This is a genomic window from Caballeronia sp. AZ10_KS36 (genome assembly GCF_023631105.1).
Classification (GTDB): Bacteria; Pseudomonadota; Gammaproteobacteria; order Burkholderiales; family Burkholderiaceae; genus Caballeronia.
The window spans coordinates 187649-203530 of the sequence record NZ_JALQDQ010000037.1; the positions used below are offsets into that span (position 1 = coordinate 187649).

General features: G+C 61.8%; 10 protein-coding genes and 1 pseudogene. 6 read left to right on the forward strand and 5 right to left on the reverse strand.

Going from position 1 to position 15882, the window contains the following annotated elements:
- Positions 1-17: 17 nt before the first annotated feature.
- The 3 genes and pseudogenes from NCR35_RS23385 to NCR35_RS23395 all read right to left on the reverse strand — a co-directional run bounded on the left by NCR35_RS23385 (position 18) and on the right by NCR35_RS23395 (position 2924).
- Positions 18-1484 (reverse strand): amidase, encoded by a 1467-nt coding sequence (locus NCR35_RS23385; protein ID WP_250536302.1) that lies wholly within the window; start codon positions 1482-1484, stop codon positions 18-20.
- 28 nt (positions 1485-1512) lie between these two features.
- Positions 1513-2223 (reverse strand): annotated as a pseudogene (gene mnmC2, locus NCR35_RS23390) (tRNA (5-methylaminomethyl-2-thiouridine)(34)-methyltransferase MnmC2); the annotation flags it as partial.
- Positions 2220-2924, reverse strand: a complete 705-nt coding sequence (locus NCR35_RS23395; RefSeq protein WP_250536304.1) for a YceH family protein — start codon at positions 2922-2924, stop codon at positions 2220-2222. The gene NCR35_RS23395 and the pseudogene mnmC2, both read right to left, overlap by 4 nt.
- A 421-nt stretch (positions 2925-3345) precedes the next feature.
- On the opposite strand from NCR35_RS23395, the gene NCR35_RS23400 reads away from it, so the two are divergent.
- Positions 3346-4818: a circularly permuted type 2 ATP-grasp protein gene (locus NCR35_RS23400; protein WP_250536305.1), complete on the forward strand. Its 1473-nt coding sequence runs from the start codon at positions 3346-3348 to the stop codon at positions 4816-4818.
- A 65-nt stretch (positions 4819-4883) separates the two neighbouring features.
- On the forward strand, positions 4884-5948 hold the full coding sequence (locus tag NCR35_RS23405; RefSeq protein WP_250536306.1) for an alpha-E domain-containing protein: 1065 nt from the start codon (positions 4884-4886) through the stop codon (positions 5946-5948).
- 9 nt (positions 5949-5957) lie between these two features.
- On the opposite strand, the gene NCR35_RS23410 is transcribed toward NCR35_RS23405, so the two are convergent.
- Positions 5958-7019: a zinc-binding metallopeptidase family protein gene (locus tag NCR35_RS23410; protein ID WP_250536307.1), complete on the reverse strand. Its 1062-nt coding sequence runs from the start codon at positions 7017-7019 to the stop codon at positions 5958-5960.
- A 125-nt stretch (positions 7020-7144) separates the two neighbouring features.
- Between NCR35_RS23410 and NCR35_RS23415 the strand changes: the two genes are divergently transcribed.
- The 4 genes from NCR35_RS23415 (at position 7145) to NCR35_RS23430 (ending at position 15160) form a co-directional block, all read left to right on the forward strand.
- Positions 7145-10609, forward strand: a complete 3465-nt coding sequence (locus NCR35_RS23415) for a transglutaminase family protein (RefSeq protein ID WP_250536308.1) — start codon at positions 7145-7147, stop codon at positions 10607-10609.
- 39 nt (positions 10610-10648) lie between these two features.
- Positions 10649-13231, forward strand: a complete 2583-nt coding sequence (locus tag NCR35_RS23420; RefSeq protein WP_250536532.1) for a circularly permuted type 2 ATP-grasp protein — start codon at positions 10649-10651, stop codon at positions 13229-13231.
- Positions 13231-14139 carry a transglutaminase family protein gene (locus tag NCR35_RS23425; RefSeq protein WP_250536309.1) on the forward strand — a complete coding sequence of 303 codons (909 nt, stop codon included), beginning with the start codon at positions 13231-13233 and terminating at the stop codon, positions 14137-14139. Before NCR35_RS23420 ends, NCR35_RS23425 begins: the two co-directional genes overlap by 1 nt.
- A gap of 142 nt (positions 14140-14281) precedes the next feature.
- A complete protein-coding gene (locus NCR35_RS23430) occupies positions 14282-15160 on the forward strand; it encodes a DUF7164 domain-containing protein (protein ID WP_250536310.1) in 879 nt (292 codons plus the stop codon).
- 27 nt (positions 15161-15187) lie between these two features.
- Here the strand turns inward: NCR35_RS23430 and NCR35_RS23435 are convergent, their stop codons facing one another.
- Positions 15188-15868, reverse strand: a complete 681-nt coding sequence (locus NCR35_RS23435; protein ID WP_250536311.1) for a dihydrofolate reductase family protein — start codon at positions 15866-15868, stop codon at positions 15188-15190.
- Between the last annotated feature and the right edge of the window lie 14 nt (positions 15869-15882).

A 15882-nucleotide genomic window follows, 5' to 3' on the forward strand; every position in this document is an offset into this window, starting at 1 on the left:
TCACGCTGTCACTCGACTCAACCGAGCAAAGGGCTATGCGTTTTTGAATAGCCGCTGGCACGGTCATACGCAAGCCCCATTTGAAGCACGGCAAGGTCCGTCTGCGCCGCGCCGATAATCTGCAAGCCCATCGGCAGGCCGTTGGGACCGAAGCCCGCCGGCGCGCATAGCGCCGGCAATGAAGCCATCGTTGCGGGCACGACCGCTTCCATCCAGCGGTGATACGTGTCCATCTTCCGGTCGCCGATGGAAGACGGCCAGTGCATCTCTGCATCGAAAGGAAAGACCTGCGCGGCCGGCATCACCAGAAAGTCGAAGCGTGCAAAGAGCGCGTTGATCGCTCGATACCACGCCGTGCGTTCGCGCACGGCGTCATACACTTGTTGTCCGGAAAGCCGCAACCCCCGCTCGATTTCCCACACGGCTTCCGGTTTGAGCATCGCGCGGCGGGTTTCGTCGCGGTAAAGCGGCGCGTTGGCACCGGCGAACGTGAAGCTGCGCAAGTCGAGCCACGCTTGCCATAAGCGTTCCATATCGAAGTCCACGCGCGCCGCTTCTACCGAGCACCCTGCCTCTTCGAAATGGCGCAACGCGGACACGCAGGTTTCGAGCACGCCGGGTTCCATCGGCAGATGACCGTCGAGGTCGGCCAGCCACCCGATGCGCGTGCCGCGCATATCGCGTTCAAGCGCGGTCGAGAAGTCGGAAGGCGTGTCGCTTCGACGGGAGAGCGGCGCGCGTGCATCGAAGCCTGCCTGAACGGACAGCAGCAAGCCCAGGTCTTCCACCGTGCGCGCGACAGGGCCTACGACGCTGAATTGCTGAAAGAAGACATCGTCGGCGGGACCGTAAGGCACGCATCCGGGCGAACTGCGAAATCCGAACACGTTGTTGAATGCGGCGGGCGTACGCAGCGAGCCCATCATGTCGGTGCCATCGGCGAAAGGCAGCATGTGAAGGGCGACTGCAACGGCCGCGCCGCCGCTGCTCCCGCCCGCCGAGCGCGATGGATCGAAGGCATTGCGCGTGGTGCCGTACACAGGGTTATAGGTATGACCGCCGAGTCCGAACTCAGGCGAGTTGGTGCGCCCGATAAAGAGTGCGCCGGCACGCCGCATCCGCTCGAACACGATGGCATCCGTCTGACTGACTTCGCCTGCGAAAATGGGCGATCCCTTGGTGGTCACCATGTCTGCGACAGGCAGGATGTCCTTCGGCGCTTGAGGAATTCCGTGCAAGGGCCCGAGATTTTCACCGCGCGATAACTGTGCGTCGCGCTTCTTCGCGAGAGCGAGAAGCGCATAGCCGTCTTGCATGGCGACGATTGCATTGACTCGCGGATTCAGGCGGTCCACTTGCGCAAGATAAGCCTGCATCACTTCCACGCATGAGACGTCGCGGGCTTGAATGGCTCGAGATAGCGCGCACGCATCGAGCGACACGATATCGTTTTGCGCATGCGAATCAGAATGCGTTGTGGGCATCGCGTCTTTCCTTGGAACTCTCGTCGCGCTGGCCGGTGAGCATGGCGCGCTTGCCTGCGAAGCCAGGCGTCTTGCGATACACGAAGCCATGTTCGAGAAGCGCCCGCTTGACGAGTCCGGCGCTCGTGTAAGTCGCAAAGGTTGCATCGGGTTTCGCGAGGCGCGCCAGCATGGCAAAGGTGTCGGGCGTCCACATGTCCGGGTTCTTTTTCGGCGCGAAGCCGTCGAGATAGATGGCGTCCGCGGTGAAGCCGAGTGCGAGCGCCAAAGGCCAGGCGTCCGCGATATCGGAAAAGATCAGCGTCAATGCAAGCGCGCCCGATGCAAACATCAGCCGATGCACGCCCGGACTGAGCGGCGGCCATTTAGAGACCAACTCATCTGCGAGCGGGCTGATGGACGCATCGTCGATGATGGCCGCATGCGCGCGCCTCAAATCGTCTGCGCTAAACGGATGCTTCTCGATCGACACGAATTCGAGTCTCTTCGGACGATGAGGATGCGTACGCCACATCGACCAGGTCGCCAGAAAATTGACTCCCATGCCGAAGCCGGTCTCGATGACGTTGAAAGAGGGTTGTTCCCGCCACCGTTCAGGCAGGCCATTGCCTTGCAGGAAGACATAGCGTGCTTGCGCGAGCGCGCCCGACGCACTGTGATAAATGTCGTCGTGCCTCGGGCAATACGGTGTGCCGTCGGCGCGAAAGGCGAGCGACGCCGGCATGATCGGCGTCGTCATGTCTGCGACGGCTTATCCAGTGCAATGCCTAATTCACTCGCCATGTGCTCGACCATCGCGCGCAATTGCGTCACCTCTTGAGCGAGCCGCTTGTGGTCCGCTTTCAGCGCCTCGAATTCCGACAAGGAATGCGACGCACCCGCTGACGCCTCTTGAGAAGGCGCATCGCTCAGGCTCACTTCTCCGCATAGCAAGTGCATCCAGCGGCTCTCGCGCTCGCCCGGCGTACGCGGGAGCTTGACCACGCGAGGCGGATCGCTTTCGGCGAGTTCTTCGAGAAAGCTTTCGACTGACGATATATCGGCAAAGCTATGCAAGCGCGCGCTGTTCGCACGCAGTTCGGCCGCTGTTTGCGGTCCGCGCAAAAAGAGCGTCGCCAGCAGCGCGACGGACTGGCTCGGAATGCCCATCACGCGATTGATGTTGTGCTCGAAACGCGGCACGCGGCTGCTGCTGCCCTCGATGACGAGGGAAAGGCGCTTCAGGCCGTCGATGGTCGTCAGCACTTCGTCTTCGGTCACGCTCATGACGGGCGAACGCGCGGTCTTCTGATTGCAACCCGCAGTGAGTGAATTCAGCGACAGAGGGTAGGTGTCGGGCACCGTCTGCTGCTTTTCGACGAGCACGCCGAGCACGCGCGCTTCGAGCGGTGTGAGTTCGCGCAAGCCGGAACGAGGGGCGCCTTGAAGAGGTGTGTTCATGAACGGTCAGAATGATTCGCCAGGATCCCCATGATACCGGCGCGGACGCGTGCCGACGAAGCGCACCGCCGTGCGGCATGACATTGGCTGTGGCAGTGTGCATAAGCCGGCAGGGCCGCGCTCTTTTGGTGCAGCAGTGATTTCATTGCCCTGCGCTTCTTCCATGCGTTCAACGAATTAGACGTTCGCTTACGACTTGGCATCGAAGTTGCTCGTTGCAATCTTGGCACTGGGCCGCCCGCGCAATGGACGCAAGATGCATCGCGCTTCGAGGTCGCCTATGAAAACCCGCAAGCCGAATGCGCCGCACGGTCATTCGGTGCGCCGCGTCGTCAGGCTCTTCAAGTGATTGCGAGTGCAACCAGAATACCAACCACAAGGGGATCCGTTCCCGGCACGCACTTGATAGGAAAGACCCGCCATGACGCAAGCATTCTTCAACGAGATGTTCGAGCAAAGCCAGCTCGAAGCGCGGGGAGTACCGGCGTCGGCATTTCCTGCCGCGGGCGAACCCCGCACGCACTACCGTGAATTCATGGAGTGGCTGAGCGCGCAAAGCGAAAGGCAAATCGATCTCAAGCGCGCGGAGGCGGACCTGAATTTTCGCCGCGTCGGTATTACGTTCGCGGTGTACGGCAAGAGCGACGTGCCGGGCATCATTCCCGAACGCACTATTCCGTTCGACGTCATTCCGCGCATTTTTCCGGCGGATGAGTGGAAGGCGCTCGAACGCGGTCTCAGGCAGCGCGTGAACGCGCTCAACCGCTTCATCCACGACATCTATCACGATCAGGACATCATTCGCGCGGGCATCATTCCGGAAGCGCAAATCGTGGGCAATGCGCAGTATCGGCCGCAAATGCGCGGCGTCGATGTCACGCGCAATATCTACGCGCATATCGCCGGCATCGATATCGTGCGTGCCGGTCAGGGCGAGTTCTATGTTCTCGAGGACAACTTGCGCGTGCCGTCCGGCGTGTCGTACATGCTGGAAAATCGCAAGATGATGATGCGGCTCTTTCCCGATCTCTTCGCGCGTAACCGCGTCGCGCCGATCGCGCATTATCCGGACTTGCTGCTCGATACGTTGCGCGCGGCTGCGCCCGCCGGCGCGGACAATCCGACCATCGTCGTGATGACGCCCGGCATGTACAACTCCGCGTATTTCGAGCACGCATTCCTTGCGCAGCAGATGGGCGTGGAACTGGTGGAAGGGCAAGACCTTTTCGTCGACGGCGGCTATGTCTATATGCGGACCACGCAAGGTCCTCAGCGAGTGGACGTCATATACCGGCGCGTCGACGACGACTTTCTCGACCCGCTCGTCTTTCGCCCTGATTCGGCATTGGGCGTAGCCGGGCTGATATCGGCTTATCGCGCGGGACACGTTTCATTGTGCAATGCGGTCGGGACGGGTATCGCCGACGATAAGTCCATTTATCCCTATGTGCCGGACATGGTGCGTTTCTATCTCGGTCAGGAGCCGATCCTGAATAACGTGCCGACATGGATGTGCCGCAAGCCCGATGACCTGAAGTACGTGCTGGATCATTTGCCGGAACTGGTCGTCAAGGAAACGCATGGCGCGGGCGGCTACGGCATGCTCGTCGGGCCGTCGTCCACTGCCGCGCAGATCGCCGAGTTTCGCGCGGTGCTCGAAGCGAATCCCGAGAAATACATTGCGCAGCCGACGCTCGCTTTGTCCACTTGTCCGACATACGTGGAAGCGGGCATCGCGCCGCGTCATATCGACTTGCGTCCGTTCGTGCTATCGGGCACCGACGTGCGCATGGTGCCGGGAGGACTGACGCGCGTTGCATTGCGCGAAGGGTCGCTCGTCGTCAATTCGTCGCAAGGCGGCGGAACCAAGGATACGTGGGTATTGGAACGCTAGAGGAACGTTAGAGGAACGCTAGAACACGCAATCGAGACCTACACAATACATACGCGAGACTACCCATGCTGAGCCGTACCGCGGATCATCTCTTCTGGATGGCGCGCTATACCGAGCGTGCCGAAAATACCGCGCGGATGCTCGACGCGAATTATCAACTGTCGCTTTTGCCTCAATCCGACGAATATGCGGAACTCGGCTGGCGGGCGATGCTCTCAATCTCCGAGTTGAGCGGCATCTATTCCGCCGCGCATCGCAGCATGAAAAGCCGCGACGTGATCGACTTCATGGCGCGCGATATATCGAATCCGTCGTCCATCGTCAGTTGTCTGCGTGCGGCGCGCGAGAATGCGCGAGCCGTGCGCAGTTCCACTAACAGCGAGCTATGGGAGACGCTCAATACGACATGGCTCGACTGTCAGCGCATGCTGCATGACGGCATCTTGGAGCGCGAGCCCTATACGTTTTTCGAGTGGGTCAAGTTTCGTTCGCACTTGTCGCGCGGCGTTCAGCTCGGCACGCTCGTCAAGGACGACGCGTTTTACTTCATGCGTCTCGGCACCTTCGTCGAGCGTGCCGATAACACGGCGCGCATTCTCGACGTGAAGTTCGAGATGATGGAGCAGCGCGCCGACACGTCCGCGCAGCCGTTCGACTATCACCATTGGACAGCGGTGCTCGGCTCCGTTTCGGGCTTCGAGGTGTATCGCAAGGTCTATCGCGATGTCATTACACCGGAGCGCGTTGCGGACTTGCTCATTCTCTATCGCGACTGGCCGCGTTCGCTTGCGGCGAGTCTCGCCGAAGTCGAGCAACTCATCATTCACGTGACAAAGGGACGCGATGCCGAAGCCGTGCGGCTTGCGGCGCAACTCAGTGCGGAACTGAGAAACGGCGATATCGGCGAGATTCTGCAAGGGGGCTTGCACGCGTACCTCGTGAGTTTTCTGGCACGCGTGAATGAGCTCGCGAGCAGCATCAGCCGCGAGTTTCTATTGCCTATCGCGGCCGAGGTGCCTTCGGAAAGTCAGAGCCAAAGTCAAAGTCAGACGCAGACGCAGAGAAACGGCGGATCGCAAGCTCAGTCGCAAGCGGAATCGCCGGTGCAGTCACAACGTTCGTCGAGCTGAACCGTGCGTTCAACGCTTGGCCGCCGCGGCGACGACACGATGAACGAAGCGCAGCTTGTCGATGACGGGCGGGGCGAGCGTGAACGGATAGCCATCCGGCATGCCGAGACTGCGGTTCAGGCTATTGAGCGCATACGTGAGCGGAAACCAGCGTTTCATCAGGTCATCGAACGTGCTTTCCTCGATAGGCGTGGTGTCCGTCAGCGTCGGTTCATGCGGGCTGTCGGGCACGAGAACCAGACCGCACGATACGGCCGTGTCCATCGTATCGACGATATGCAGGTAGTGCGCCCACGTCTCGGCCCAGTCTTCCCACGGATGCATGGTGGCATACGCGCTGATGTAATTCTCTGCCCAGTTCGGCGGCGGACCTTCCTTGTAATGGCGATCGAGCGCGGCCCCATAGTCCTGCTGTTCATCGCCGAACGCGGTGCGGAACGGCGCGACGCGCGGCGTATCCGCAATCAGGCGATCGAAGAAATAGTGCCCAGTTTCATGGCGGAAATGGCCGAGCAACGTGCGGTACGGCTCATGCATCGCGGAGCGCACCTTCTCGCGATGCGCGTCATCGGCTTCCGCGATGTTGAGCGTGATGATCCCGTTGTTGTGTCCTGTCATGACGCCGCGACCTTCCTCGTCTCCTTCGAGGAACTGGAATTCGAGGCCATGTTCAGGGTCTTGCTCGCGCGACTGCACGGTAAGACCCAGCTCGGCGAGCGTAAAGAGCAGCCGGCGTTTGGCTGTCTCCAGGCGATACCAGTAGAGGCGGTTGCCGGGCGTTTCCAGATTGGGGATGGTGCTCGTCAACTGGCACGACGAACAGAGCGGCTCCTCGGAATCCGCAGGGACCATCCAGTTGCAGACATTCTCGACCGCGTAATTGTGGCAAGGGCGATAGAGCTGATCTTTGGCGAGGGGATGAAGGCTCTTCCACGCGCCGTCCTCCGTCTCGTCGAATGCACTGATCTGACTCAGTTCGGGAACATAGCCGAGCTTCGCGCCGCAGTTTTCGCAATGCGTATTTTCGAAGAACACAAGTTGATTGCAGCGGTTGCAGTGAAAGGTCTTCATTATGTGAGCCGGAGGGAGGGATCGAACCGGATGTTGCCCGGAAGTCAGCGCCATGGCGCAAACAACGTGCCTCTTGCGAAGGTTCAGGGTCCAGTCGTTAGCTGCAAACGGAAAAAGGAGTCGGTGTGTCCATACGTGTCGCGTTGAACCATGTTACGCATTATCGCTATGACCGGCTCGTCGGTCTCTCGCCGCAAGTCGTTCGCTTGCGGCCCGCTCCGCATTGCCGCACGCCGATTCTTTCGTACTCGATGCGCGTCGAACCGGTGGATCACTTCATCAACTGGCAGCAGGACGCATTCGCCAATTACCAGGCGCGCCTCGTTTTTCCCGAGAAAACGCGTGAATTCAAGGTAACGGTGGATCTGGTGGCCGAGATGGCCGTCTACAACCCGTTCGACTTCTTTCTCGAACCGTCTGCGGAATCGTTTCCCTTCAGCTACGCGCCCGAGTTGCTGCACGACCTCGCGCCTTACATGATCAAGCGCGAACTGACGCCGCGATTCGCCGCGTTCGTCGAAAGCATCGACCGTTCGGCGCAGCCCACAGTCGATTTTCTCGTCGGACTGAATCAGCGCCTATCGCGTGAGATCCGTTATCTCATTCGCATGGAGCCGGGCGTGCAAACGCCGGAAGAAACGCTGGTGAGCGCGGCAGGCTCTTGCCGCGATTCGGGCTGGCTGCTTGTCGAGACGTTGCGGCATCTCGGGCTCGCAGCGCGCTTCGTGTCGGGCTATCTGCTGCAACTTGCGCCGGATGTGAAATCGCTCGAAGGCCCGAGTGGCACCGACGTCGATTTCACCGATCTTCATGCGTGGTGCGAAGTCTTCTTGCCGGGCGCAGGCTGGATCGGTTTCGACCCGACCTCCGGCTTGCTCGCGGGCGAAGGCCACATACCGGTCGCGTGTACGCCCGAGCCGGATAGCGCGGCGCCTGTCTCTGGTGCCGTGGACGAATGCGAAGTCGAGTTCGGGCATTCGATGTCGATCGAGCGCGTGCGTGAAACGCCGCGCGTGACGAAGCCTTATAGCGAGGACGATTGGCAGGCCGTGCTGCGCATGGGCGAACAGGTCGATGCGCAACTCGACGCGTCGGACGTGCGTCTGACGATGGGCGGCGAGCCGACCTACGTCTGCGTGCGCGACCGCGATGCACCGGAGTGGAACACGGACGCGCTTGGTCCGACCAAGCGCGCTTACGCGGTATCGCTGATGGACAAGCTACGCGCGCACTACGGCGCGGGCGGCTTCCTGCATATCGGGCAGGGCAAGTGGTATCCGGGCGAGCAGTTGCCGCGCTGGGCGCTGTCGCTGTTCTGGCGCGCGGACGGCGAGCCTTGCTGGCACGATCCCGCGCTCTTCGCCGACGAACGGCAGCCCGCGAACTACACCGCGGACGACGCCGCCCGCTTCATTCGTCACCTCGCGGGCAAGCTGTCTCTGAATGCTGAATACATTCAGCCGGGTTACGAGGACACGTGGTACTACTTGTGGCGCGAACGCCGTCTGCCTGTCAATGTCGACCCGTTCGACTCCCGCCTGGACGATGAACTCGAGCGCGTGCGCTTGCGCCGGGTATTCGATGCGGGGCTGCCCTCGGTCACGGGCTACGCGTTGCCGATCGCGCGCGAGGAAAGCGCGGCAGGGCGGCCGGGCCGCTGGACGACCGGCCCGTGGTTCTTCCGCGATGAGCGGATGTACCTCGTTCCGGGCGATTCGCCGATGGGCTACCGTTTGCCGCTGAATTCCCTGCCGTGGGTTGCCGAGGCGGACTATCCGTGGCAGCACGAACACGATCCGTTCGCGCCTTCCGTGCCGCTGCGTCGCGCCGCCGAACTGCGCATGCAGTACGCCGACCGTGATGCTGCATTCGGCATGCAGCATGCCGCACGCAAAATTCCGGGCGACGCGACTGAGGACTCCACCGGCGAAGCAACGCAAGCGACCACTGCCGACGCGAAGAGTCGCATGCCCGAGCGCGGCGAGTCTGCCGGCTGGATCGCGCGTACCGCGATCTGCGTCGAAGCACGCGACCCGGCGCGCGCGGCCGGTCCGAAGGTCGAAGCGGCAACGCTCGAAAAGTCAGGGCAAGGCAACAAGTTGATGCACGTGTTCATGCCGCCGCTCGTTTCGCTCGACGACTATCTCGACATGCTCGCGGCCGTCGAAGCGACCGCCGCCGATCTCGGCATTCCCGTCATCATCGAAGGCTATCCGCCGCCGCGCGACGCGCGCCTTAAGGTGCTTCAGGTGACGCCCGACCCTGGCGTGATCGAAGTCAACATTCATCCGGCGTCGAACTGGGCGGAACTCGTCGAGCACACCGAATACCTCTATGGCGCCGCGCACGAGTCGTATCTGAGTCCGGAGAAGTTCATGTTGGACGGCCGGCATACCGGCACAGGCGGCGGCAACCATTTCGTGCTCGGCGGCGCGACGCCGCCCGATAGCCCGTTCCTGCGGCGCCCGGATCTGCTGGCAAGCCTGATCGCGTACTGGCACAACCATCCGTCGCTATCGATGCTGTTTTCGGGGCTATTCATCGGACCGACGAGTCAGGCGCCGCGCATCGACGAAGCACGCAACGATCAGGTGTACGAGCTCGAGATCGCGTTTGCGGAATTGCAGCGGCAAGTGGATCTGCTCGGCGGGCGCGGCAGCGCCAAAGTGCCGCCGTGGCTTATCGACCGCATTTTGCGCAACATCCTGATCGACGTGACCGGCAATACGCATCGGGCGGAATTCTGCATCGACAAATTGTATTCACCCGACGGTCCGACCGGCCGCCTGGGTCTGCTCGAACTGCGTGGATTCGAAATGCCGCCGCACGCGCGCATGAGTCTCGTGCAGCAACTCCTGCTGCGCGCGCTCGTCGCCCGCTTCTGGGAGAAGCCCTATACGGCGCGGCTCACGCGCTGGGGCACGGAGTTGCATGATCGCTTCATGCTCGGCACTTTCGTGCAGATGGACTTCGACGATGTGATCGCCGAACTGCGCGATGCGGGCTTTGCCTTCGACAGGAATTGGTTTGCGCCGCATTTTGAATTCCGTTTCCCGGTCGTCGGTGCGTACGAAACAAGCGGCATCGCGATGACCATTCGCCACGCGCTGGAACCGTGGCACGTCATGGGCGAGGAGGGCATGATCGGCGGCACGGTGCGCTATGTCGATTCGTCGGTCGAAAGGCTCGAAGTACGCGTGCTCGGGCTCAACGGCAGTCGACATGTCGTGACCGTCAACGGCGAGCCCGTGCCGCTGCAACCCACAGGGCGCGTCAGTGAGTATGTCGCGGGCGTGCGGTTTCGCGCGTGGTCGCATGCGACCTCGCTGCATCCGACTATCGGAGTGCATGCGCCGCTGACTTTCGATATCGTGGATACATGGACCGGTCGCGCGATCGGCGGCTGCCAGTATCACGTCGCGCATCCGGGCGGCCGCAACTATCAGACGTTCCCGGTGAACGCGTATGAAGCGGAGAGTCGCCGGCGTGCGCGTTTCTTCGCGAGCGGCCATACGCCGGGCGCGATGCATGTGGCAACACGCGAGCCTAGCCTCGAATTCCCGTTCACGCTCGACCTGCGCCGCTCATGAAAGCCGTTGACGCGCGCAAGCATGACAAGTGAGGCCATCTTGGCGTTCCAATCGACATTGCCTTTCGATACCACGGCCGCGCATACCGACGCTTTGGCGCTCCTGCGCGCGTTGCCTGTACGCGAAGGGCACTGGGACGAGTTGCGCGACGCTTCGGGGCACATGCGAGAGCCGTGGCGGCGGTTCTTCGAATTGCTCGGCGAGCAGGGCATCGCGCGTCTCGACGACGGCGTGGCAGCCGTCGCGCGACAGATACGCGATAACGACATCACCTACAACGTCTATGCGGATAACGGCGAGCCGCGCGCGTGGTCGCTCGATCTCTTGCCGCTATTGATCGACGAGCGCGAATGGGCGGTCATCGAACGCGGCGTGGCGCAGCGCGCCCGCTTGATGGAGGCGATCGTCGCCGATGCCTACGGTGCTCAAACGCTTCTACAACGAGGGCTGTTGCCTGCTGCGCTCGTGTTCGGGCATCCGGGCTATCTGCGCCCGGTGAAGGGCTTCGTGCCTGCGAACGGGGGCTATCTGCAGATCGTCGCGATCGATCTCGCGCGTGCGCCGTCGGGCGAATGGACCGTCATTGCTCATCGCACGGAGGCGCCGTCGGGCCTGGGCTACACGCTCGAAAACCGCATGATCGTGGCGAGTCTTTTCAGCGATGCGTTCCGCACCCTGCGCATCAATGGGCTTGCATCGACGTATTCGCAACTCGTCGCGACGCTTGCGCAGGCGGCCCGAGGCATCATGCGCAATGATGAAAGCGCCGGCAGCGACGCGCCTCACATCGCGCTGTTGAGTCCTGGGCCCTTCAGCGAAACGTACTTCGAGCACATCTTTCTCGCGCGTTATCTGGGCGTGACACTCGTGGAAGGAAAGGACCTGACCGTACGCCACGACAAGCTGTACCTGAAAACGCTGGCGGGCCTCTCGCGCGTGCATGCCGTGCTGAGGCGTCTGGACGATGCGTTCTGCGATCCGGTCGAGTTGCGCGCGGATTCGACCATCGGCGTTCCCGGACTGTTGCAGGTCATGCGCGCGGGCAACGTTGCCGTTTCCAATGTGCCCGGCGCGGGCTTCACGGAATCGCCCGCACTACATGCATTTTTGCCGGGCATTGCGCGTGCGCTGCTGGACGAGGAATTGCATCTGCCTACCGTGCCGACGTGGTGGTGCGGCGAAGATGCCGCGCGACGCGAAGCCTTCGAGAAGCTCGATCGCGCTCTCGTGGTTCCCACTTGGTCCGGCATGCATGAGGAGGGCGCGCCCGGCATCGAAGCGGGATCGCAGGCGCTGGCGGGCTGGCGCGAGCGCATCGAGCGCGCGCCCGACATGTTCACCGTACAGGAAGACCTGCCGTTTTCGAGTGCGCCGCGCTTTCACGATGGCGCACTCGGCTCTCGCTCATGTGTCTTGCGTGCCTATGCCATCGCGCGGCCCGACGGAAGCTGGAGCGTGATGCCCGGCGGCTTCACGCGCCTCGCAGCGGACAAGCGCCCCACGGTGTCGATGCAGTTCGGCGGCAGCAGCGTGGATACATGGGTGCTGGCTACCCATCCTGGTCCCGCGGTGCCGCTGCGTCCATCGCCGATGCAGCCCGGTGATTTGCGCAAGCATCGCGTGGTATCGAGCCGCGCGGCGGAGAATCTGTTCTGGGCCGGACGCTATGGCGAGCGCGCCGAAAACAACGTGCGTCTGTGCCGCCTGTTGCTCGGCACGCTCGAAGCCAGTGATGCCGACGAGATGTTTCCCACGCTCGTCGAACTCGCCGCGCAATGCGGACTCATTCCGTCCATCGATACGCTTGCGCGAAGCTCGCCACACGCATTCGAGCGCGTGCTCGTCGCCGGACTGGCGGAGACGGCATCGGCCACGAGCATCGGCGGCAATCTCGCGAATCAGGCGCATGCATGCGGCGAGATTCGCGATCGGCTTTCCACCGATCACTGGCGCACGATTCTCGCGGCGCGCAACGACTTTCGCGATGCGCTCGCGCGCCTCGGCCTCATCACGCCCGACGTGCCGAGGGATTATGACCGCGTGATGTTGAGCGGCGCGCTGGAACAGCTTGCGACTCAACTGCTCGCGATTAGCGGCGCGCAAGGCGATCGGATGACACGCGATGAAGCGTGGCGCATGATCTTCATTGGCAGGATGATCGAGCGTGTGTCGACGATGGCTACTTTCCTGCGCGTGTTCGCGACGCAAGGCACGTTGACGCATCCGGCCGGCTTCGACTTGCTGCTGCATCTTTTCGATACCACGCTTACCTATCGCTCGCTTTATCCCGGCCGGCTAGAGGCGGCCGCGTTGATCGACCTGATCGTCGTGGACCCGACGAATCCGCGCGGACTCTATGGCGTGCTGGTCCGCTTGCGCGCGAAGCTCGATGAGATGATGAAGACCGCGGGCGCAGCACGGCGCGCGCATTTCATCGGTATTTCGCTGGACCTCGATACCTTGCCGCCCCTCGATGCATTGTGCAAAGCCGATGAAAACGGGCGGTTCGGCGCGCTCGTGCTGCTTTGCGACCGGCTGCTTGCATCTGTGAGCGCGGCATCGAACGAAGTCAGCGCGCACTACTTCAGTCACGCCAATCCCATTGCTGCACAGGTGTCCTAATGACCTCGACGATCGACAAAGCGCCAAGATCGACGACGCTCGCAGTGACGCATCGCACGACATATCGCTATTCGACGCCCGTCGAGATCGCCCAGCACCTAGCGACTATCCGTCCGCTGCATACGCCGTGGCAGCAGGTCATCGCGCATTCGGAGCGGATAGATCCGGCTCCTTCGTATGTGCATAGCCGTGTCGACGCATTCGGCAACGACCTGCTCTATTTCTCGCTGGACGCGCCGCACGAGCGTCTTTCGATGACAAGCGAAACCACGGTTCGTCTGAGTCCACGCTGGACGAAGCTCGACCCTCGGGCGACGCCGCCGTGGGAAGAGGTCGCACGACGGCTGCGCTACACGGCCGGTTCGCCGTTTGTCCGTGAGTCGGAATACTGTTATGGGTCGCCCAACATTCAGTTGACTCAGGCGTTGCGTGATTACGCGTTGCCGAGTTTCGTGCAAGGCACGCCACTGATCGCGGGCGCAATCGACCTCATGCACCGCATCCATGCCGACTTTACGTATAAGCCCTCATCGACCGCATTCGATACGCCCGCTACGCGCGCCTTCGAACTGCGCCAGGGCGTATGTCAGGATTTCGCGCAAGTGATGATCGGCTGCCTTCGCACGTTGGGCTTGCCGGCGCGTTATGTGAGCGGCTATCTGCGCAACGACCCGCCGCCGGGTCAACCGCGACTGATCGGCGCGGATGCCTCGCATGCGTGGGTGTCGGTGCATTGCCCGAAAAGCGGGTGGATCGACCTCGATCCGACCAACGACGTGCTCGCCGATCTGGACCACGTGACGCTTGCAACCGGCCGTGATTACAGCGACGTGTCCTTGTTGCGCGGCATGATTCTCGGCGGCGGATCGCATCATGTCGACGTTGCGGTGAACGTTCTCGCGCTATAAAAGCCGGCAGAGTTGTGCATTTATGCGCTACGGCGGCAGCGCTTCAACATTTTTGTATAGCATGGCGTGCTGCTGTCGCGGCTTCGCATACTCGACTCGTTCGCTTCGGCCGCGGCGCAGCAAGCCCGAGAAAGAGGACGTCATGCAACTTGGGATACTCGTCTATATCGACAACAGCGAGCAGATGCTCGAGGAATTCGGCTGGCTCTATAAGAGCGTTATCTATTCGGGCGTACTCGAAAGTGGCGGGATCGTTGCGGTGTGTCACCCGGCAATTGCGACCCGGTTGCCCGAGGATGCTCGCATCGAGACCATACCGAGTGTGCCTTATGCCGAACGCAATCCGCCGTGGCACGGTTACGGCTATATCAACTCCGTCGCGAATCTCGCGGAGCCTGCGGTAAGCGAGGCGTGCGCCCGCTTCGACTACATTCTGAAGACGGATTGCGATACGTTCGTTACTCCGGCGCTGAGAGACTTCCGTCCCTCTGGCCTTTGCGCAGGATTCGGCGCCTATGCCTACGATGCTTCGGTGCGCGCACGGCTTTCCGACATATCGGCGCGCTGGGGTTATCCGCACACTGGGCTTCACAACGTCGGCGCTTCGCTGCTCGGGCCATCGGAATGGCTGCGAAACTATCTCGCTGCGCAAACCGAAGCCTGCAACCGGCTGCTCGATGAAGAATTCCGCGATTTCGAAGGTGCGTGGCCCGGCTGGTGCAAGCAGGTGCTGACCATGTATGCAGGCGAGCTCGCCCTGCGATTGACTTACCCGCAGGCCTGCACGCTCGGATTGCTGGATCACTTCTCCTTCGCGGATCGCAAGCTAGGTAGCGACGTCTTGCACATTCATGCGTGGCATACGGACACGTACTGGTCGAAGCATCGCTATCGTAAAGGCGAGTACGCGCATATGGCGCTGGAGGATATCGATATCCGCAGCATCGCCGGCTATTGCCACTGGCTTGCGCAAGCGCCGCTGGAAGAGGCAAAGCGGCGCGCGTCGGAGCGTGCCGCCTAGAAGCCATTCATCGAGCGAACCCGACTCTCACTTCTTGCGCGTGTACCGGACCCAAACGACATCGTTATCCAGCTTCTCGACTGACTCCAGCTTCAGATAAGAGGGCTTCTGCCACTTATCCATTGCCACTTCGAATGACGAAGGATGCGCGTCACGCCCATCGACGAGCGGCATCAGCAACACGCTGACTTCATCCGCCAGTTGCGCGTTGACGAATGCTCCGGACACGTGACCGCCTCCCTCGACGATGAGCTTGTCGATCTTCAGTTCGCGGCCGAGCGTCTCCACGACGCGGTGAAGATCGACGTCGTCCTTGCCCCCAAAAAGATATGACGCGCCGATCGACTGAAGGTGCGCGAGATAATCGTCCTCCACGCTCTCCGCCAGGACTTCGACGATATGCGAGTCGAGCGCGGTGTCGGTCTTCCAGCCGACGCGGCCCTTGGGGTCGATCGACACGGCGTACTGGCTCGCGTCGCGCTTGGCGAAATGATCCGTGCGTGGCAGCGGGCTCTTGGCGAGACCGCGTGGATACTCTCGGTCCTTCGCGTGCGAGATTTCCTGCATGGTGACGCGGCCGCATAACCAGGCATCCGCGTTGAAACTGGCGGCCGTCTCCTCATAACAAGGGCTGGCGAAGTCGAGATGCCAGCCGTCCGTGAGGCTTCGGCCATCCACTGAAGACATCATGTGGCAGACGATGTACATCGGTTCTCCCTTGT